Source organism: Porticoccus sp. W117, assembly GCF_030341905.1.
Classification (GTDB): domain Bacteria; phylum Pseudomonadota; class Gammaproteobacteria; order Pseudomonadales; family Porticoccaceae; genus SCSIO-12696.
The window spans coordinates 130439-150782 of sequence record NZ_JATAAF010000001.1 but is presented as its reverse complement, the minus strand read 5'-3'; the positions used below and the strand labels follow the sequence as shown (position 1 = coordinate 150782).

Genomic DNA, 20344 nt, shown 5'->3' with positions numbered 1-20344 from the left:
CAGGCAGCTAGGATGTTCGGATTATGAAAAAAGTTAAGCTGTGGGAAATAAGTGGCGCAGCTTTAATTGTGCAGGAAAGCACGGGTGTGTATTTCACAAATCAAGTATGTGGCACTGCCTGTCTGCAACGAGAGCTTGAAGGTGTTCTTATTCCTATCAATAACGATATGGTTTTAAGTGATCCTGAACATTTGGAAAATCAACTCTGCTCCTTGTTCCCTGATGGAAGCGATGGTCTGCTTAACGAGGAAAAAGCAGATGGTATTGATACGATTTTGCAAAAGTACCCAGAGACTAAAGGTATCAGGGTGAATCGTAGTTTGATACATCAATCTGTTGAGTCATGGATCTTTGTCATAGCAAAAGAAACTGAATTTGGCTGCTACAGCGGTTTTGGAGAGATAAAAGGAGTTCTCACATGGCAAAACAGCGATTAAATACACTTCAGACATCTGTTTTTCATAATTTTTTCGACGGGACAGACGGACTACCTAAACCATAAGGCATCGGGGTTTCCAGACCTTTGGCCGCAGGGATAGCGGCCAAGGAGCGTACAGGGATGTATTGACAGCGTGTCTGGAAACCCCGCTGCCTTGTGGCGACTCTACACAGCTCGACCGCCGTATTTATTCCCCACCCAAAAGTGCTAAAATCGCCCACCAATTCAATCGGCAGGGCACTTATCTTGGAATTCAAAGGCTCCCATATACTCTCTATCCGCCAGTTTGAGCGGGGTGATATTGACACTTTGTTTGCCACCGCTGACAGCATGGAGCCCTACGCCCAGCGTCGCCGGGTGACACGGGTGTTGGAGGGGGCCATCCTTGGCAATATGTTCTTTGAACCCAGTACTCGTACCCGAGTGAGCTTTGGCTGTGCTTTCAACCTGTTGGGCGGGGAGGTGCGGGAAACTACCGGTTTTTCCAGTTCGGCAGTGGTGAAAGGTGAGTCGTTGCAGGACACTGCACGTGTGTTATCTGGCTACAGCGATATTATCTGCATGCGCCATCCGGATTCGGGCTCGGTGGCGGACTTTGCTTCCACCAGTCGGGTGCCGGTGATCAATGGCGGCGATGGCCCTAACGAGCACCCCACACAAGCCCTGCTGGATTTGTACACCATTGAAAAAGAACTTTCGGCTCGCGGCCGCAATCTGGATAACTTGCGTATCGCCATGGTGGGTGACCTCAAATTTGGCCGTACGGTGCACTCCCTGTGTAAATTGCTGATGCTCTATAAACAGGTGAGCATTACGCTGGTATCACCGCCGGAGCTGGCTATGCCCGCCGAACTGGTGGATGAAATGCGCTCTGCAGGTATTGCTGTTGAACAGACTGATCAACTGGATCAGGGGATTGCCCGTGCCCACATTGTCTATTCCACCCGCATTCAGGAGGAGCGATTTGCCAGTGTGGAAGAGGCGGACATGTATCGGGGCAAAATGCGCATTAATCAATCCATTTACACTCGCCACTGCGAACCCAATACGGTGATTATGCACCCGCTGCCCCGTGATTCCCGCTCCGACGCCAATGAACTGGATACGGATCTGGATGACAACCCCAATCTGGCTATTTTCCGCCAGGCGGACAACGGTATACTGGTGCGGATGGCGTTGTTTGCTCAGGTTCTTGGGGTTGCCCATATGGTGGATCAATACAGCCATGATGTTCGCTGGCACCATCGTCGCGGCTGACTTCCTGTATTAAAGAGTTATATGAAAATTCATATAAAAAATAAATAAAAACAAAAAGTTAAAGTCATTTTTTAAATTTGGGGTGAACATTAGATGAGCGCTGATTTTGAAGATATTCGCCCCTATAAGGACAGCGAAGTGCCTCGGGTTTTGGCGCGTCTGGTTGCCGACCCGGAGTTGCACGACACCATTGCCCGGATGAAATACCCACGCCTGGCTCGTTGGCTACCCTGGGTCTTTCGCGGGCCGATCAAGGCCCGGCTTGAGGAAGCCTTTGCTGGCGCCAGTGACGTAGCCAGTTTTCAGCAGGTGATCGGCCACTACTGGTGGGGTCTGATGGAAAAGCAGACCAGAGACATTACGGTTTCCGGGCTGGAAAAGCTGAACCCGAAAGCCTCTTACCTGTTTATCTGTAATCACCGGGATATTGCGGTAGACCCTGCGGTGGTGGGTTTGTGCCTGGATCGCGGCGGTTTTGGCACCCCGCGTATTGCCATTGGCGACAATCTGCTGACCAAACCCTTCACCTCTGACCTGATGCGTTTGAACAAGAGCTTTATCGTCAAACGTTCAGTGAGTGGTCGCCGTGAAAAACTGGCAGCGCTGCTGCAGTTGTCTGGTTATATTCGCCACTCCATTTGCCAGGAAAACAGCTCCATCTGGATTGCCCAGCGGGAGGGGCGCGCCAAAGACGGCTTGGACCGCACCGATACCGCACTGATCAAAATGCTTTCGCTCAGCAAAGGCAAAGAGCAGGAATTTGCCGAGGCCATGGGGCAGCTCAATATTGTACCGGTAACCCTTTCCTACGAGCTGGATCCCTGCGATGGCTACAAGGCCCGTGAACTCTATGAAGTGGAAAAACACGGCAGCTACCAAAAGTCGGAACACGAAGACCTGAAAAGTATTTACAAAGGCATTGTGGGTGAGAAGGGACTGGTGCATGTGGCCTTCGGCGAACCACTGACGGCAGACGAGTTGGAAAGTGCAGATACCATCGCCGCTGCCATCGATCAGCACGTGATTGAAAATTACCACCAGCACAGCAGCAATCTGATTGCTTACAACGTCCTACATGGGGATCATCCCAATCTCAGCACCATGCGTGAAAAGCTGGCTTTGAGTGATCAGGAGTGGGCAGAACGGGAGCAGCAGTTTAAACAGCGCATGCAAGAATTACCTGCCGAACACCGCAATATTGCCTTGGCGGGGTATGCCAATTCGGTGGTGAGCCAAATCGGTTTACAGGGCCAGGAAAGTCATCCCCGCGAAGGCGGGGATCCATAAAGCTCGAAGTACCAAGATACATGGATTCCCGCCTTCGCGGGAATGACGAGCTTTTTCCCTGTAAGCGCGCAGCGCGCTCTGTTCCCTGTCAGCGAAGCGTCCTGTAACCTCTCTCTATGCCTCTTTCCGACGACCTCAAACAAACCATCCAAAAAGGCTATCGCGACTTTCTCAACGCCCGCGAGCTTAAGCCGCGTCTGGGCCAAAAGCAGATGATCGCCGCGATCGCCAATAGTTTGGCGGCCATTGAGTTGGATGGCGACAACAATCGCGTTCTCTCCCCACAGGTGGATGGCAGCGGCCTCTGTGTGGTGGAGGCGGGCACTGGTACCGGTAAAACCCTGGCCTACCTGTTGGCCACCTTGCCCGTGGCCAAGGCGTTGGATAAAAAAGTGGTGATCGCCACCGGCACCGTTTCCCTGCAAGAGCAGCTCGTGTTACGGGATATTCCCGAACTGCTGCGCCACACCGGTTGGAATACCCGCTTTGCCCTGGCCAAAGGCCGTGGCCGTTACCTGTGCCCATTGAAGCTGGAACAGTGCCTCGATCAGGCCGCCGATACCCAGGCGGGGCAGGGGCTGTTTCCGGATGAGATGCTGTTTAACCCCAGTGCCGACAGCATCAAACTCTACAACTCCATGGCGGATGCTCTGGCCGCCAACCAGTGGCAGGGGGATCGCGACAGTTGGCCTGATGGGGTACCCCAGGAGCAATGGCAGCCGCTGACCGTAGACCGCCGCCAGTGTGCCGGACGCAGTTGCCGACATATCAATAACTGCTGTTTTTTCCGCGCCCGCGATGACTTGGGTGAAGCGGATTGCATTGTCGCTAATCACGATCTGGTGATGTCTGACCTGGCACTCGGCGGCGGTGCAATACTGTCGCCGCCAGAAGAAACCATTTATATTTTCGATGAAGGCCATCGCCTGCCGGACACAGCACTGCGCCATTTTGCCAGCCACTGCCAACTGGACAGCACCGGCAAGTGGCTGCAACAAATCGATAAGCAATTGAAGGCCAGCGCCAGTAATTTCACTCTTGCGGAGGATTTACACAGCCTCTGTGTGGAGGTAGGCCAGCAGGCATTGGAGTGCGCCAGCCAACTGGCCATTGCCAGCCCGCAATTCAACGAAGTGGCGGACAGAATAGATTCCGTTGGTGATCAGCAGTATCGCTTCGTCAACGGTGATATTGGCCCGGAATTAAGAGACGTATCGGCGTTATTGGGTGCTCGTTTTGCGCAACTGGAAGTGCGACTGGAGTCCCTGAACGACCGCCTCAATGATTTGCTGGAAGAGCCACACTGTCCTGTGCCCAGAGTCGACTTGGAGCAGTTGTATCAGGTAGCTGGCGGCTGGTTGTCGCGCACTGAATCCAGTGCCGCACTGTGGAGTGCCTTTGCCAGTGCCGATCCGAAACAGGGTGCCCCCAGCGCTCGCTGGTTGTCCGTGGAAAGTGGTGCCGGCGGCAATATAGATATTCGCCTCAGTTGCAGCCCCATCGTTGCCGCACCGCTGCTGCGGGAGCAGCTGTGGAGCCGGGCCTTTGCCACGGTGATTACCTCCGCCACTCTGTGTGCGCTAAACAGCTTTGACCGTTTTCGTGCCCATGCGGGCACTTTTTCCAAAGCCCACTACCAACAAGTGCCCGGCGCCTTTGATTACGCCAATGCCGGTGTGCTGGCAGTGCCCAATATTGCCGATGCCAGTGATGCCTTTGCCCACACCGACGATTTGATCGACAAACTGCCGGACTGGATTGATAGCAATGAAGGCACTTTGATGCTGTTTGCTTCTCGTCGCCAGATGGAACAGGTGTTTGACGGGTTGCCTGCAGATGTGACAAAGAAAATTCTGGTGCAGGGTGATTACTCCCACGCGGAAGTGATTCGCCGGCACAAAGAGCGTATCGATGCCGGGGAGGGCAGTGTGATTTTTGGCCTGGCCAGTTTTGCCGAAGGGGTGGATTTGCCCGGCGATTACTGCCGCCATGTAATTATTGCCAAAATACCCTTTGCTGTGCCCAATGAACCGATTCAGGAAGCCCTGGCAGAATGGGTGGAAAACAAAGGCGGCAAACCGTTTTTTGAAATTTCCTTGCCGGATGCGTCCCTGAAATTGATACAGGCGGCGGGGCGACTTTTGCGCACCGAACAGGATGCTGGCAAGGTCACTGTGCTTGACCGCCGGGTAGTGACCAAGGGCTATGGTCGTCAGTTGCTGGATTCGCTACCGCCGTTTCGGCGGGAGATTGAATAGGCTAATAACTTACTCTGCAACTATTGCACCAGCTACATTTTTACCATGAAAAAACTTGTTAAACGCCGTCAACCGGATCTTACTAGCGCCACTTTTTCTGACGACATACCGCCATTGTTGCAGCGCGTCTACGCCGCTCGTGGGGTTACGGACGGCAGTGAGCTGGAAAACCATCTTAAGCACCTCCCCACTCCCAATCAGTTAAAAGGTGTTGATAAAGCGGTCGAGTTGTTGTGCCTGGCACTGCAGAACCAACAATCCCTGCTGATCGTTGGCGATTTCGATTGCGACGGTGCTACCAGCACCGCTCTGGGTATTCTGGCGTTAAGGGCGATGGGCTATCAGCGGGTCGATTATCTGGTGCCTAACCGTTTTGATTACGGCTATGGCCTGACGCCAGAAATTGTCGAACTGGCCTCAGCCAACAAACCGGATTTGATCATCACCGTGGATAACGGCATATCCAGTATTACCGGTGTGGCTGCGGCCCAGCAGATGGGCATCAAAGTGATTGTTACCGATCACCACCTGCCGGGTGAGCAACTGCCGAAAGCCGATGCCATCGTCAATCCCAACCAGCCGGGTTGCGATTTTCCCAGCAAAAACCTGGCGGGTGTTGGCGTTATCTTTTACCTGCTGAGTGCACTCAGGGCCAAGTTGCGGGACAGCAACTGGTTTGCCGGGCAGGGCATCGCTGAGCCGAGTATGGCCACTTGGCTGGATCTGGTTGCATTGGGCACGGTGGCGGATGTGGTGCCTCTGGATCGAACCAATCGCATTCTGGTGCACCAGGGGTTGCAGCGTATTCGTGCTGGCTGCTGCCGCCCCGGCATATTGGCGTTAATGGCTGCCGCCGGGCGCGATTATCGTCGAGCGGTGGCCATGGATTTTGGCTTTTTTGTAGGGCCACGTCTGAACGCGGCAGGCCGATTGGATGACATCAGCCACGGCATTGAATGCCTGCTTACCGACAGCCCGGATATTGCTCGTGAATTTGCCCAGGAACTGGACGGCTTAAACCGCGATCGCAAGTTGATCGAAGCCCAAATGCAAAAAGAAGCGGCCGCGCTTGTGGATCAGTTGCAACTGGATAAGCAGGGTTTACCTTGGGGGCTGTGCCTTTACAACCCAGACTGGCATCAGGGGGTTGTTGGCCTGCTGGCATCCCGCATCAAGGAAAAGGTACATCGCCCGGTTATCGCTTTTGCCGATGAAAGTGACGGTGTCATCAAAGGCTCCGCCCGATCCATTCCAGGTTTGCACATTCGCGATGCACTGGATGCAGTGGCTGCACGCCACCCCGGTTTGTTGAGCAAATTCGGTGGCCATGCCATGGCAGCCGGTATGAGTTTGCCCCTGGATAAGTTGGACGAGTTTAAAGCCGCATTTGATGATGAAGTGCGACGCCAGCTTTGCGATGACGATTTACAGGCGGTATTGCACTCCGATGGCGAAATGGCCGCAGGGGATTTTACCCTTGAGCGAGTACAGCAGTTGCGCGACGGCGGCCCCTGGGGGCAGCAATTTCCGGAACCGGTATTTGATGGTGAGTTTCGCCTGGTGCAGCAACGCATTGTCGGTGAGAAACATCTCAAACTGGTGGTGGCCAATGCATCCGGCGAGGCCATAGATGCCATCGCTTTCAATATTGATCTCGGCCAGTGGCCAGCCACGGATGTGGAGCGGGTGCGTTGCGTGTTCAAGCCGGATATTAACGAGTGGCGTGGAAACCGTTCAGTACAATTGATCGTAGAGCAGCTTGAAAAACTGTAGCTGTATCAGTGGCGAGCCAACTTAGAGCCTTGCCCATTAGTTATTATCACCGCGAATAAAAACAGGTTATGCCGTAATCCTGTGTAGATCTCAATCTGTATTCCGGGCTATTCGCTGCCCGCTTGATAACGCCCCAAAAACACCGCAACAATTTCCGTCAGGGTGTGCTGCTTTTCTTTTTTGCTGGGGGCGGGCATACCAAAAAACAACATGGGGTGATGGCCGTATTCGTGCACCATGCCGCGCAACATGGTGGCGGCAAATTCCACATCCACTGGCTTGAGGCGCTTGTCGGCAATGGCGGCTTTTAGCCAGATGTTCATGCCTTCTTCACCTTTGGTGATACGCTCCATGGTTTCCCGCGACATGGCGGGGTTCAGCATATATTCACTGGTAATTACCCGCACCAGCTCAATCAGTTTTTGGGATGTGAGCGCATCCCAGGCGCCAGAGAGAATGTCAAACAGCTGTTTGTCCAGAGGCTGCTCGCGGTCGTAAACAACGCTGCTGGAACGCACCACCTCTTCAATCAGCAGATTGGTGATGTGTTGAAACAGCGATTCTTTATTATTGAAGTGATTGTAAATAGTGCGCTTTGACACCTGCGCCCGCTCGGCAATGGCGTCTACGCTGGCGCCACGGTAGCCACATTCAATAAAAACCTGTTCGGCGGCGCGAACAATGTCCTGTTGCTTTTGCTGGGATCGGGTGACGGGTTTTGTTGTTGAATTCATGCTGTCTCCACAGTGCTGACAAATAATACACTGAGTAGTTTACTTTTTCAGATAAATATGTAAACTGCGCGGTGTACTTGATTTGTTGGCTACTGACTATACTCAATCAGTAGCCTCAGGAATCCCAGATATGACTCTTTTTAACCATACCCGCCTTGGGCCTCTCTGGCTGTTGGCGGCATTACTGTTGATGAAACTATTGTTTGCCCAAACTGCGGCGGCCAATAGCTACCGAATTGCGGTAATCAGCGACGGCCCCGACCGCCAGCTTTCATTTATTGAGCAGCAATATCGCCAGGAATTGGTGGCGTTAACGGAAGGGGAGTTCGCTATCACTTTCAAGCCCTTCCGGGCAGATTGGAGCGCCGCCAGTATACAAAGCGCGTTTGACCGGGCCTATAGTGACCCAGAGGTGGATATGCTGTTGGTGTCCGGCCTTGCCGCCAACCAGATTGGCGCAGCCCGCAAGCAATTCCCCAAACCCACATTCTTGCCCCTGGTGTTCGACGCCCAGCTGTTGGGGGTTCAGGCCACTGGCAGAGGCTCCGGGGTGAGCAATCTCAACTACCTGGTGGACCGGGTGGAGTTTACGGAGCAGTTGGCCAGCTTCCAGCGGGTGGCGCCGGTTAAAAATATTGCCCTGTTGGTAGACGAAGCCATCCTGGCGGCGGTGCCCAGCCTGGCCGCCAAAGCCCGCCAGCTGGCCGCGCAGCGGGGCATTACCATGCACTTTATTGGCCACGATGGGGTTGACCACAAGCTGCTGCAACAGCTGCCCCAGGGGGTGGATGGTTTGATGATGGCGGGGTTGCCACGCATGCCCAAAGTGGCCATGGGGGAGCTGCTGGAAAATATCAATCAACGCCAGCTGCCCAGTTTCAGCTTGCTTGGCTCTGACGGCGTGCGCCTGGGCATGCTGGTGTCCGATTCGCCGGCCACCGACTGGCAGCGCATCGCCCGCCGCAACGCGCTGAATATGCAGGCGGTGATGCTGGGTGAAAAAGCCGGCGACCAGCCGACCCTGTTCCAGGGCAAACGGGAACTCACCATCAATATGGCCACTGCCCGCCAAATTGGCATTTCCCCACGTTTTGACGTGCTCAGTGAAGCGGTTCTGCTGAATCAGGAGCAGTCGGATGGCGGCCCACTGTACGACCTGACCACGGTGGCGCAGCTGGCGGTGGCCCGCAATCTGCAACTGAGTGCGGAGGCCTACGGGGTTGCCGCCGGGGAGCGGGATATTGCCAGCGCCCGCGCCAACCTGTTGCCGCAGCTTTCCCTGGGGGCCGCCAATACCCGCCGCAAAGTGTCGCCGCTGGTATCGGCGGGGCAGCAGGCGCAGCGCTCCCGCGATGGTTCACTCACCCTGAGCCAGTTGCTTTATTCAGACGACGCCTGGAGCAACTTCCAGATTCAGGGGCATTTGCAGAACAGCCGCGAGGCGGGCTTTGAGCAATTGCGCCTGGATATTATTCAGGCGGCCACGGTGGCTTACCTGAATGTGCTGCGCGCCCGGGAGCAGCTGCGCATTCAACAGGACAACCTCAGCCTGACCCGCAACAACCTCAGCCTGGCTCGGGATCGGGTTGCCGCTGGTTCCAGCTCGGCGGCGGACCAGTATCGCTGGGAGAGTCAGCTGGCCACCGACCGCAGTGAGTTGCTGCGCGCCCAGGCCGGTTTGCGCCAGGCCCAGGAAAACCTCAACCGCCTGCTGCATCGCCCCATTACCGAGCCATTTCAGTTGGCCGGTGCACAAATTAACGAGCCTTTTGTGATGACCGAGGCGGAGTTTAACGAGCTGATCGACAACCCCCGCAACCTGGGTTTTCTCACCGATTTTTCCGTGCAGCGGGCTATTGAACTGTCGCCGCAATTGCGCCAACTGCAAGCGCAGCTGGCGGCCAACAAACGGGAAGTGGTCAACCGCAAACGGGATTTCTGGCTGCCGGATTTCAGCATCAGCAGCCAGTACGGTAAAAACTTCGACCAGGCCGGTGTCGGCGCCGGGCCGGGGGAATCTCTGGATGACTGGTCTGTGTCCATCAATGCCAGCCTGCCACTGTTTCAGGGGGGAGGTCGCAAATCGGCACTGTCGAAAACTAAACTGGAAGGCCAGCAGTTGCGCACTCTGATCAACGCCACCCGAGAGCAGATAGAGCAACAGGTGCGTGCCGAAGTACACAGCACCAGCGCCTCTTACTCGTCCATTGAACTGTCCCGTCAGGCGGCAGAGGCGGCGGATAAAAACCTGGATTTGGTCGGCGACTCTTACGCCAAAGGAGTGGTGTCAGTAATCGAGCTGCTGGATGCGCAAAACGCCGCCTTGCAGGCCCAGGGCGCCGCCGCCAACGCGGTGTACGATTTTTTGATCAATGTGATGAACCTGCAACGGGCGGCGGGGGAATTTGAATTCCTGCTGCCCCCGGACAAGCGCGGACTACTGGCGGAGCAGTTGCGGGAATATATAGGTTCAAGGCAGTAAGCACTGTCATTGCGAGCGTTGCGACAAATCTATGATTTGGGCAACCGTCAGGTTGAGCGCAGCGTACAACCAATCCAGTGGCTTTCAAAACCAAGACACTGGATCGCCGCGCTGCGCTCGCAATGACGCTATGAAGGAATTAATTATGAAATACAAACTTGCTTTCACTTTCGCCGCTGTATTACTGGCCGGCTGCGACGACAAGGCGGTGGACACCGAACCCCAATTGCGCCCGGTGCGCACCGTCACTCTGGATGCCCCCAGCTCATCTCGCACCAGGGTATTTTCCGGCAGCAGTCAGTCCAGCCAGGAGTCGCGGCTCAGTTTCAAGGTGTCTGGCACCATTGTGGAAATGCCCGCGCAGGTAGGTGATCGCCTGCAACCGGGCACCTTGATCGCACGTCTGGACCCCACTTCGTTCCAGTTGAAGGTGCAACAGAGCAGCGCTTCGCTACAGCAGGCGGAAGCCAATGCCCGCAGTGCCGATGCCAGTTATCAACGCACCAAGGATCTGTACCAAAACAACAACGCGTCCCGCAACGACTTGGACAGTGCTCGCGCCCAGGCGGAATCCACCAAAGCGCAACAGCGGGCGGCGGAAAAAGCCCTGCAACTGGCGCAGCTGGAGCTGTCCTACACTCGTCTGGCGTCGGACGGCGATTGCACAGTGGCGGAATTGAGCGCCGAGGTGAACGAAAACGTCAGCCAGGGCAGCCCGGTGGCCAAGGTCAACTGCGGCGACGAAATTGAAGTTACCGTCAATGTGCCGGAAAACCTGATTGCCGGTATCCAATCCGGCGCCACGGTGTCGGTGGCCTTTGATGCGGTGCCCGGCGAACAGTTTGCCGGGCGTGTTAGCGAAGTGGGCGGCGTGGTGGATGGTGCTGCCTCGGTGTTCCCGGTGATTGTCAAAGTGTTGCAACCATCCAGCACCGTGCGCGCCGGCCTGGCTGCCGAGGTGACCTTTGAGTTTGCCGACAGCGGCGACCAAAGCACGTACCTGTTGCCTCTGTCCGCCATTGTCAAAGGCGCTGATGCCACCTTTGTGTTTGTCGCCGAGCCAGGCAGTGATGGCAAGCAGGCCCAGGTTAACCGCAAGGTAGTGGAACTGGGTGAATTAACCGAGGCCGGGGTGCAAGTATTGGGCGGGCTGACTCGCGGCGATCAAGTTATTACCGCTGGCGTCAGTGTAATTCGCGATGGCCAACAGGTGTTGTTGCCATGACCCAAAAAAACACGCTGACCAGTTTCGCCATCGACAAAAATCGCATCACTTTCGCCCTGGTGGCGGTGCTGTTTATCTCCGGCCTGGCGGCTTATTACGCCCTGCCCAAGGCCATGGACCCAGGCTTTACCGTGCGCACTGCGGTAATTACCAGCCGCCTTCCCGGTGTGGCTCCGGAGCGCATGGAGCAGCTGGTCACCGACAAAATCGAGAAGAAAGCCCAGGAAATGCCGGAGGTGGATTTTATTGTTAGCGAATCCCGCACCGGCATTTCTGTGGTCAATGTGAACTTCAAAGAAAGCTACAAAAACATGCGCCCGATTTTCGACGATCTGCGGCGCAAGATTGGCGATGTAGAAGGGGATTTGCCCAAAGGGGTGGACGGCCCTCATATCAACGATGAATTTGGCGATGTATTTGGCAGTGTCTACACCCTGACCGGCGACGGATTCAGTTACGCGGAGTTAAAAACCGTGGCGGATGAAATCCGCGATCGCCTGTTAAAAGAGCCGGATATTGCCAAGGTGGAATTTCACGGTGCCCAACAGGAAGTGGTATTTATCGATTACAACAACGCCCGCCTGACGGAGCTGGGGTTGTCGCCGCAGCAACTCAGCGGCGTGCTCAACAGCGTCAACATTCTCTCCTCCGGCGGCAATATCACCAGTGGGCGAGAGCGCATCGCCCTGGAGCCCACCGGCAATTTTGAATCTCTGGATGACTTGCGCAGCACCGTTATCGAACTGCCCAGAGGCGGGTTGGTGTCACTGGGAGATATTGCCCGGGTATACCGCGACTACCTGGACCCGCCATCCAGCATGGCCCGCGCCAACGGGGTGGCGGCGCTGACCCTGTCCATCTCCATGACCGACGGCGGCGATATTCTCAAACTAGGTAAAAAACTGAATCGGCTGATTCCCGAAATCCAGCAGCAATACCCCTGGGGTATCGAACTGGAAAAAGTCTGGTTCCAGGCACAGCTGGTGGAAGAAAACGTCAACAACTTTATGTCCAGTTTGTTGCAAGCCATTGCCATTGTGGTGCTGGTAATGGTGGCGTTTTTGGGGTTGCGCACCGGCGCGGTGGTGGCAATCCTGATTCCCGCCACCATGGTGATTACTTTTTTTGTCATGCAGCAATTCGATATTACCGTCAATCAGATTTCCCTAGCGGCGCTGATTATTTCCCTGGGCCTGCTGGTGGATAACGCCATTGTGATGGTGGAATCCATACTGCTGAAACGGGAAGGGGGAATGGGCGCCATTGCTGCTGCCATAGAGGCGGGTAGCGAGTTGAAAATCCCCCTGCTGGTATCGTCCCTTACCACCGCCGCCGCCTTTATGCCCATCGGCCTGGCAGAATCCGCAGTGGGAGAATACACCGCGGATATTTTCTACGTGGTGGGTATTACCCTGCTGTGCTCCTGGGGGCTGACCATGACCCTGATTCCGGTGCTCACTACCTCACTGCTCAAGGTGAAACAAAAACACAGCGCCGAAGATGAGCTGTTCGATGGCGGTGGCTACCGCTTTTATCGCCAATTTTTGCTGGCCTCCTTGCGGCGCCCGAAAACATTTTTGCTGGGGGTTGTGGTGGTATTTGTGCTGGCCATGCAGGGCATGGGGCTGGTACCGCAGATATTTATCGCGCCATCGGAAGACCCGGTGTTTACCGCGAAACTGGAGATGCCCCTGGGTACCGCCATTGAAACTACCGAGCAGGTGGTTGCTGAACTCGACCACTTTATAACGGAGCAGTTTTACCGCCCTCAGTCTGGCGATGCTGCGGTCAGCAACTGGATGACGTTTATCGGCGACGGTGGCCCACGTTTTGCTTTGGGCCTGGACCCTGCCAACCCTAACCCTGCCAATGCTTTTATGATTGTGAATACCAGCAATGGCCGAGTGGTGGATGACGTTATTGCCGGCATCAACCAGTTTCTGCGCAACCGCTTTCCCGATCTGGCCACCCAGTTGTCACGTTTAGAAAATGGCCCGCCGGTGGGTTACCCCATTCAAGTACGTTTGTCTGGCAGCGGTTCGGAGCAGCTGTACCGCATGGCGGAGCAAGTGACCGATCAACTCTACGCCAGCCCCGGTGTCAGCTCGGTGAAAAATAACTGGGGCTTGCCCACCAAAAAACTGCTGGTGAATGTGGATCAGGAACGGGCGCGCTTGGCAGGGGTAACTAGCGACGATGTGGCGTACTCACTGCGCACTGGCTTGGCGGGTATTGAACTCACCCAGTATCGGGAAGGGGACAAGCTGATTCCGGTAAAACTGCGCACTGTGGCTAGCGATCGCCAGGATGTGGGCAAGCTGGATGGCCTGAGTATTTACGCGCAATCCTCCGGCGACCGGGTGCCGCTAAAACAAGTGGCGGATGTGGAATTGGTATTTGAACCGGGGGTGGTGCGCCGTCGCGACCGGGAGCGTACGCTCACCCTGAATGTGCAACTGCAGGATGGTGTAACCGCCGCCGAAGTGAACAGTACACTTGTGCCCTGGTTAAAACAAAGCGCTGAAAAATGGCCTACGGGCTACCGCTTTGAAATGGGTGGCGAGTCGGAATCCTCCGGCGATGCCAATGCCTCTATTGCCGCGAAACTGCCACTGGCGTTGATGGTGATTGTGCTGTTGCTGGTGGCGCAATTTAACTCCATACGCCGGCCGGTTATTATTTTAACCACCATCCCACTGGGGCTGATCGGCGTGACCATTGGTTTGCTGGTGGCCAATTCCTCCTTCGGTTTTTTTACCATTCTCGGGGTGATCTCACTGGCGGGGATTATTATCAACAACGCCATCGTATTGATCGACCGAATCAAAATCGAAATCGAAGAACAGGGTAAAGCTCCGGCCGATGCAGTAGTGCACGCCTGCCTGCAACGGCTGCGCCCCATAATGCTTACCACCGCCACCACCGTGCTCGGCATGATGCCCCTGTGGTGGGGCGGCACCGCCATGTTTGTGCCTATGGCGGTGACTATTATCTTCGGTCTGGCGTTTGCCACCTTGTTGACGTTACTGGTGGTGCCTGTGTTGTATGCGGTGTTTTTCAGAGTTCGGTTTAACTGATAACTCTTGACGTTCCTGCTGCTGGAAGGTTTATAGTGCCATTCACTAAGAGTGGCACTAACCTTGGGGCAGTACTTTGAATATTGGCGATCTATCCAAACAAAGCGGCATATCTGCCAAAACCATCCGTTACTACGAAGCGCAGGGCTTGTTGCCTGCGCCACCACGGCTTGAAAATGGCTACCGGGATTATCCGGATTCTGCAGTTTCTGAATTGGGCTTCTTGCGCCGTGCCAGACAGTTCGGTTTTTCTCTGCAAGAGTGTGGTCAATTGGTGCAACTGTGGCGCAATCCCAAACGTCGCAGTGCGGAAGTTCACCAATTGGTCACCGAGCGCCAGCAACAGGTGGCTCAACAAATTGCTGAACTGCAGGAAACGCAGCAGTTGCTAACTGATCTACTTTCTCGTTGTGCCGATAACAACTCGCCCCATTGCGCCATTATCGATTCCCTGTCGGAGCGTTCCAATGGCTAACTGCTGCTCACCAAAACCACAAAAGCCGGCAATCAGCTGCTGCCCAACCCCGCAAGGCGAAAAGGTCAGGCCAGATTATCTGTTGTGGGGTTCGGGTCTTATAGTGGCAGTCAGCTATGGACTGTATTGGCTGTTTGGGGATAACTCAGTTCCACAATGGTTATGGGTGATCACTTCTGGCACTGCCCAGCTGCTTCACGAAATGTGGTGGGGGTTGTTGGCGGCGGTGGTGTTTGTTGGGCTATTGGAGCGGGTGCCGCGAGAGTTGGTGATGTCGGTATTGGGGCAGGGCGGTTCCGTGCGTGGTGTGGTACGGGCTACCGGTGCCGGAATATTACTGGATTTGTGCAACCACGGCATTTTGATGGTGGGCGTCAAACTCTACGAGCGCGGTGCCAGCCTTGGCCAGCTAATGGCGTTTCTGATTGCCAGCCCATGGAATTCCCTGTCGCTGACCATTGTGATGATTGCCTTGATTGGCTGGCAGTGGACGCTACTGTTTATTCTACTGTCAGCGGTAATTGGTATTACCACGGGAATCATCTTCGATCGTTTGGTGGCGCGGGGGACGTTGCCTGCCAATCCCAATCAAGTAGAAACCACTGAGTCAGTAACATTCTGGCCAGAGCTGAAAAAGCTGCTGAAGTCTGCGGAGGTCACGCCGAAGTCCGTCAGCGCAGTTCTGAAAGATGGGCTGCGGGATTCAAAAATGGTGTTTCGCTGGCTGCTGTTCGGCATTGTGCTGGCGGTATTAATCCGTGCCTTTGTGCCCATGGATGTGTATCAGACCTATTTCGGCCCCACGCTGATTGGGCTGTTTCTGACCCTGTCAGCGGCCACCATTATTGAAGTGTGCTCCGAAGGTTCAACACCCATTGCGGCGGATTTACTCACCCGTGCCGCCGCACCGGGTAACAGTTTTACCTTTTTGATGGCGGGTATTGCTACCGATTACACGGAAGTAATGGTGCTGAAAGACCTGGCCAAATCCTGGAAGGTGGCGCTGTTTTTGCCATTGGTGACCTTGCCTCAGGTGTTGGTCTTGGGCTGGATGCTAAATACGCTTGGAACCTGATCTCCCTGGATATTTTACATTTCTTTACTGCGTTTGAAGTTCAATGGGTCTAAGATGTGAGCCATTATTAAAAATTTATACTAATTTGCAGGCTTTTTAAGTGTTCGACGTTTTTAGGGTTTCTATAATTTCAGTGCCTTGAACGCTTGCTCCCTGTTTCTCAGCTAACGCTGATTCCACAACAAGAGACCAGAGTATGAAATTCCTGAAGTTGAGTTTACTGGCACTGTACGCAGTAGTTAGTGCGGCCTGTGCCTCAAGCCCGAACACGTTCGAAATCAAAGTAACCGGCGCACAGCACTTCCCCGAAGGGGCGAGAGTTCTGGTGTATCGCAGTAAGACAATAGAAGCCCCTAAGAACATTGAGTTTTTGAAGGACGCGCCTTTTACTAATGGTGTCGTCACACTAACTGGAACGGTGGAAAATCCTTATATCATTGCTTTGGATGTGGTGCCGTCTGATAGTGAATATCCGTTCCATCGTGTTACCTTTCCACTGGAGCCGGGGGAAACCGTCATTGAATTTACCGGGGAAAAATACTTCAGTTTAAAGGGGGGTAAATACAGTGAACTAGTGGTGAATTCCTGGAATAACAACTCTGACTTTCAGGACGTCTGGAAAGCACTGCTTGAATTTGACGGAGATGTAAAAATTCCTGCCATTCGTGAAGAGTATATGACGTTAAATACAAGAGTGAACGACCTGAAATCGGAATTGCTCACAAAGGCGTATAAAGGTACCAACGACCCAATGGCAAAACTGTTGTTACACGGCGCGGGCTATTGGGATAAGGACGTTGAACAAAACGCCCAGAGCATTATGTCGCTGAGTAAGCAGCTGGAAGGTACTCGTGAGGCAAAAGTTGCCCTCAAGCGTCTGTTGAAAGCTCAGGAATTTCAGAAGGCGCGTTCCGCTGTTCAAGTTGGTACGGTGATCAAAGACTTTACCGCTGAAGACCTCTCTGGACAGGAATTTCATCTGGCCAACGTGCTGAAGAAGAACAAGTATGTTCTGGTAGAGTTCTGGGCTTCCTGGTGTGGCCCCTGCCGCGCAGAGATTCCTCACATGAAGACAGCGTATAAACACTTTAATAAAAAAGGTTTTGAAATCGTTTCTTTTACCCTGGATAGCGAACGGGAAGACTGGGAAGAAGCCTCGGAAGAAGAGGGCATACCCTGGATTGATACCGGTGACCTGCTGGCCCGTACCAGCCCGGTAGTGAAAATGTACGGCGTATCTGGTGTTCCCGCTAACTACCTGGTGGAAGGCGCTACCGGAAAAATCGTTGCCAAGGATCTTCGCGGTGAAAAACTCGACGAAAAGCTGGCTGATTTGTTGCCTTAAATAACCATAGGCTTCGACACGGCCAAGGCGGTGGTTCACCGGAGCGCTTTCCGGTAGAATCGCCGCCTTTGTTTTCTCTATGAAAAATTGTGGAATATGGCCGTGTTGGAAGTAGCCCCCCTGAAAAATACCCTCGACGATCTGCAAGCGCGCACCGACGTGCTTAGGGGGTATCTTTGACTACGATAACAAGAAAGAGCGTCTGGCCGAGGTAGAACTGCTGCTGGCAGAGCCGGATGTCTGGAACGAGCCAGAGAAAGCCCAGGAACTGGGCCGCGAGCGCTCCATGTTGGAGTCTGTTGTCAAAACCATCGACGACCTGGATGGCGGTGTGGACGATGCCCGGGAACTGCTGGAATTTGCCGTGGAGGAAGACGATGCTGACGCGGTGGCGGATATCCAGGGTGAAATCAATACCATGCAGGCTCAGCTGGGTAAGCTGGAATTTCGCCGTATGTTTTCTGGCGAGATGGACCCCAACAACGCATTCTTAACCATTCAATCTGGTTCTGGCGGAACCGAAGCCCAAGATTGGGGCGAGATGCTGCTGCGTATGTATTTGCGCTGGGGCGAGGCTAAAGGCTTTAAAACCACGTTGGAGGAGTGCTCCGCCGGTGAAGTGGCGGGTGTTAAAAGCGCCACCATTCGCTTTGAGGGCGAATACGCCTTTGGTTGGCTGCGCACCGAAACTGGTGTTCATCGCCTTGTGCGCAAATCGCCGTTCGATTCTGGTGGCCGCCGCCATACGTCGTTTACCTCTGTGTTTGTAACTCCGGAGATCGACGACAATATCGACATCGATATCAACCCCGCGGATGTGCGTACCGACACTTACCGCGCTTCCGGTGCCGGTGGTCAGCACGTGAACAAAACTGATTCTGCGGTGCGTTTGACTCACGAACCTACGGGCATTGTTGCCGAGTGTCAGAGTCAGCGCTCGCAACACAAAAACCGCGACCAGGCCTGGAAAATGCTGCGCGCTAAGCTCTACGAGCTGGAAATGCAAAAGCGCAATGAAGAGAAGCAGGCCATGGAAGACGGCAAGGCCGATATTGGTTGGGGCAGCCAGATTCGCTCCTACGTGCTGGACGATTCCCGTATTAAAGACCTGCGTACTAGCGTGCAGACCAGTAACTGCCAGGCGGTGCTGGATGGCGACCTGGACCAGTTTATTGAGGCCAGTTTGAAGGCGGGCCTGTAACCTATTACGTCATCCTGAGCGCAGCGAAGGATCTCACAACTGCAGAGTTTGAGATTCTTCGTCGCTACGCTCCTCAGAATGACAGGAGAACGAGAAAAATGACCGAACAAAACACCCAATTGGATGAGAACAAGCTAATCGCCGAGCGCCGCTCAAAGCTGCAAGCCATGCGCGACGAAGTGGCTACCAGTGGCGGCACCGCATTCCCCAACAGCTTCCGTCGCGACAGCTACTGTGGTGATCTGCAAGTGGAATACGGTGAAAAATCCAAGGAAGAACTGGCGGAGTCCGGCCTGGTGTTTGCCGTCGGCGGCCGGGTAATTCGCAACCGCGGTGCCTTTATGGAAATCCAGGATATGAGCGGCCGTATCCAGTTGTACGTCACTAAAGACGCGCGCCCGTTTGCCAAATCCCTGGATTTGGGCGACATCATCGGAGTTAAGGGTGAGTTGCACAAATCCGGCAAAGGCGACCTGTATGTCCAGCTCGATGAATACCAGCTGCTGACCAAATCCCTACGTCCGCTGCCGGACAAATATCACGGCCTGGCGGATCAGGAGCTGCGTTATCGCCAGCGCTACGTGGATTTGATCGTCAACCCAGAAGTGAGAGATATCTTTAAAATTCGCTCAAAAGTTATTGATTTTATTCGTAGTTATCTTAACAATGCAGACTTTATGGAGGTGGAAACCCCCATGCTGCAGGTGATTCCCGGCGGTGCCACTGCGCGCCCCTTTGTTACCCATCACAACGCGCTGGATATCGATATGTATCTGCGCATCGCGCCAGAGCTCTACCTCAAACGCCTGGTGGTAGGCGGCTTTGAACGGGTGTACGAGATCAACCGCAACTTCCGCAACGAGGGTTTGTCCACCCGCCATAACCCCGAATTCACCATGCTGGAGTTTTATCAGGCTTACGCGGATTACAATGACCTGATGGATCTGACCGAAGATATGTTGCGCAAGTTGTGTGAATCGGTATTGGGGCGCACCGATGTGGTGAACACCACCAGAAATGCCGAAGGCGAGGTTCTGAGTGAAGTGACTTACGACTTCGCCAAGCCGTTCGCCCGCATGACCATGGCGGAATCCGTTAAGCACTATGGCAGCGACGATGCCGAGTTGTGCGAAGCTGTTGATTGGCTGGTGGATCGTGAAAAGCGCGATGCGCATGCAGATTTGATTCGGCAGCGTTTCTACAGAGTTCTTGATAAACACGTTGTGAAGCTGCCAATTGATAGAAATAAGTTGGGGTTAGGAAAGCTCCTCACTGAGGTGTTTGAAGCGATTGCTGAAGAACAGCTGATTCAGCCCACCTTTATCACCGACTACCCGGCGGAAGTGTCGCCGCTGGCCCGTCGCAGTGACAATGATGCCTTTGTTACCGATCGCTTTGAGTTCTTTATCGGCGGTCGCGAAGTGGCCAACGGTTTCTCGGAGCTTAACGATGCCGAAGACCAGGCCGAGCGCTTCCAGGCGCAAGTGGTAGAAAAAGACGCCGGCGACGATGAGGCCATGCACTTCGACGCCGACTATATCCGCGCTCTGGAATACGGCTTGCCACCCACCGCCGGGCAGGGCATCGGCATCGACCGCCTGGTGATGATGTTGACGGACTCTCCATCAATTCGTGACGTGCTGTTGTTCCCTCATATGCGGCCGGAATAAATGGCGAGAGACGTAAAACGGGAGATGGGAGACTTGTAGCTCTGTG

The 20344-nt window shown here is 54.4% G+C and carries 14 protein-coding genes; 13 read left to right on the top strand and 1 reads right to left on the bottom strand.

Annotated elements, in window-relative coordinates; all coding sequences use genetic code 11:
* Positions 1-23 precede the first annotated feature (23 nt).
* The 5 genes from QSV34_RS00770 to recJ all read left to right on the top strand — a co-directional run bounded on the left by QSV34_RS00770 (position 24) and on the right by recJ (position 7014).
* Positions 24-437 carry a DUF6210 family protein gene (locus QSV34_RS00770; protein WP_289151125.1) on the top strand — a complete coding sequence of 138 codons (414 nt, stop codon included), beginning with the start codon at positions 24-26 and terminating at the stop codon, positions 435-437.
* A 248-nt stretch (positions 438-685) separates the two neighbouring features.
* The gene (locus tag QSV34_RS00765) at positions 686-1696 is read left to right on the top strand and encodes an aspartate carbamoyltransferase (RefSeq protein ID WP_289151124.1); all 1011 of its coding nucleotides are present in this window, start codon (positions 686-688) and stop codon (positions 1694-1696) included.
* A gap of 93 nt (positions 1697-1789) precedes the next feature.
* Positions 1790-2983 (top strand): 1-acyl-sn-glycerol-3-phosphate acyltransferase, encoded by a 1194-nt coding sequence (locus QSV34_RS00760; protein WP_289151122.1) that lies wholly within the window; start codon positions 1790-1792, stop codon positions 2981-2983.
* Between the two features lie 116 nt (positions 2984-3099).
* Positions 3100-5241: an ATP-dependent DNA helicase DinG gene (gene dinG / locus QSV34_RS00755; protein ID WP_289151120.1), complete on the top strand. Its 2142-nt coding sequence runs from the start codon at positions 3100-3102 to the stop codon at positions 5239-5241.
* 45 nt (positions 5242-5286) lie between these two features.
* Positions 5287-7014: a single-stranded-DNA-specific exonuclease RecJ gene (recJ, locus tag QSV34_RS00750; protein WP_289151119.1), complete on the top strand. Its 1728-nt coding sequence runs from the start codon at positions 5287-5289 to the stop codon at positions 7012-7014.
* A gap of 107 nt (positions 7015-7121) precedes the next feature.
* On the opposite strand, the gene QSV34_RS00745 is transcribed toward recJ, so the two are convergent.
* Positions 7122-7748 carry a TetR/AcrR family transcriptional regulator gene (locus QSV34_RS00745; RefSeq protein WP_289151117.1) on the bottom strand — a complete coding sequence of 209 codons (627 nt, stop codon included), beginning with the start codon at positions 7746-7748 and terminating at the stop codon, positions 7122-7124.
* A gap of 130 nt (positions 7749-7878) precedes the next feature.
* On the opposite strand from QSV34_RS00745, the gene QSV34_RS00740 reads away from it, so the two are divergent.
* The 8 genes from QSV34_RS00740 (at position 7879) to lysS (ending at position 20298) form a co-directional block, all read left to right on the top strand.
* The gene (locus tag QSV34_RS00740; protein ID WP_289151115.1) at positions 7879-10230 is read left to right on the top strand and encodes a TolC family protein; all 2352 of its coding nucleotides are present in this window, start codon (positions 7879-7881) and stop codon (positions 10228-10230) included.
* A 145-nt stretch (positions 10231-10375) separates the two neighbouring features.
* Positions 10376-11455: an efflux RND transporter periplasmic adaptor subunit gene (locus QSV34_RS00735; RefSeq protein ID WP_289151113.1), complete on the top strand. Its 1080-nt coding sequence runs from the start codon at positions 10376-10378 to the stop codon at positions 11453-11455.
* Positions 11452-14532, top strand: a complete 3081-nt coding sequence (locus QSV34_RS00730; RefSeq protein ID WP_289151112.1) for an efflux RND transporter permease subunit — start codon at positions 11452-11454, stop codon at positions 14530-14532. The genes QSV34_RS00735 and QSV34_RS00730 overlap by 4 nt, the downstream gene beginning before the upstream one ends.
* Positions 14533-14608: 76 nt before the next feature.
* The gene (locus QSV34_RS00725) at positions 14609-15007 is read left to right on the top strand and encodes a MerR family DNA-binding transcriptional regulator (RefSeq protein WP_289151110.1); all 399 of its coding nucleotides are present in this window, start codon (positions 14609-14611) and stop codon (positions 15005-15007) included.
* Positions 15000-16082 (top strand): permease, encoded by a 1083-nt coding sequence (locus tag QSV34_RS00720; RefSeq protein ID WP_289151109.1) that lies wholly within the window; start codon positions 15000-15002, stop codon positions 16080-16082. The genes QSV34_RS00725 and QSV34_RS00720 overlap by 8 nt, the downstream gene beginning before the upstream one ends.
* Positions 16083-16278: 196 nt before the next feature.
* The gene (locus tag QSV34_RS00715) at positions 16279-17427 is read left to right on the top strand and encodes a TlpA family protein disulfide reductase (RefSeq protein WP_289151107.1); all 1149 of its coding nucleotides are present in this window, start codon (positions 16279-16281) and stop codon (positions 17425-17427) included.
* 96 nt (positions 17428-17523) lie between these two features.
* Positions 17524-18628 (top strand): peptide chain release factor 2 gene (prfB, locus tag QSV34_RS00710; RefSeq protein ID WP_289151106.1). Its coding sequence is split into 2 segments (ribosomal slippage): positions 17524-17604 and positions 17606-18628, totalling 1104 coding nucleotides; the frame shifts between segments, so codons are not numbered across the junction.
* 98 nt (positions 18629-18726) lie between these two features.
* Entirely contained in the window at positions 18727-20298 is a 1572-nt protein-coding gene (gene lysS / locus QSV34_RS00705; RefSeq protein WP_289151105.1) for a lysine--tRNA ligase, read from the top strand.
* Positions 20299-20344: the final 46 nt, after the last annotated feature.

Excerpts from the sequence above, each read along its gene's own strand:
- QSV34_RS00735 (WP_289151113.1), top strand. The coding sequence starts at position 10,376 with ATGAAATACAAACTTGCTTTCACTTTCGCCGCTGTATTACTGGCCGGC.
- QSV34_RS00745 (WP_289151117.1), bottom strand. The coding sequence starts at position 7,748 with ATGAATTCAACAACAAAACCCGTCACCCGATCCCAGCAAAAGCAACAG.
- lysS (WP_289151105.1), top strand. The coding sequence starts at position 18,727 with ATGACCGAACAAAACACCCAATTGGATGAGAACAAGCTAATCGCCGAG.
- QSV34_RS00760 (WP_289151122.1), top strand. The coding sequence starts at position 1,790 with ATGAGCGCTGATTTTGAAGATATTCGCCCCTATAAGGACAGCGAAGTG.
- dinG (WP_289151120.1), top strand. The coding sequence starts at position 3,100 with ATGCCTCTTTCCGACGACCTCAAACAAACCATCCAAAAAGGCTATCGC.
- QSV34_RS00770 (WP_289151125.1), top strand. The coding sequence starts at position 24 with ATGAAAAAAGTTAAGCTGTGGGAAATAAGTGGCGCAGCTTTAATTGTG.
- recJ (WP_289151119.1), top strand. The coding sequence starts at position 5,287 with ATGAAAAAACTTGTTAAACGCCGTCAACCGGATCTTACTAGCGCCACT.
- QSV34_RS00715 (WP_289151107.1), top strand. The coding sequence starts at position 16,279 with ATGAAATTCCTGAAGTTGAGTTTACTGGCACTGTACGCAGTAGTTAGT.
- QSV34_RS00740 (WP_289151115.1), top strand. The coding sequence starts at position 7,879 with ATGACTCTTTTTAACCATACCCGCCTTGGGCCTCTCTGGCTGTTGGCG.
- QSV34_RS00720 (WP_289151109.1), top strand. The coding sequence starts at position 15,000 with ATGGCTAACTGCTGCTCACCAAAACCACAAAAGCCGGCAATCAGCTGC.
- QSV34_RS00730 (WP_289151112.1), top strand. The coding sequence starts at position 11,452 with ATGACCCAAAAAAACACGCTGACCAGTTTCGCCATCGACAAAAATCGC.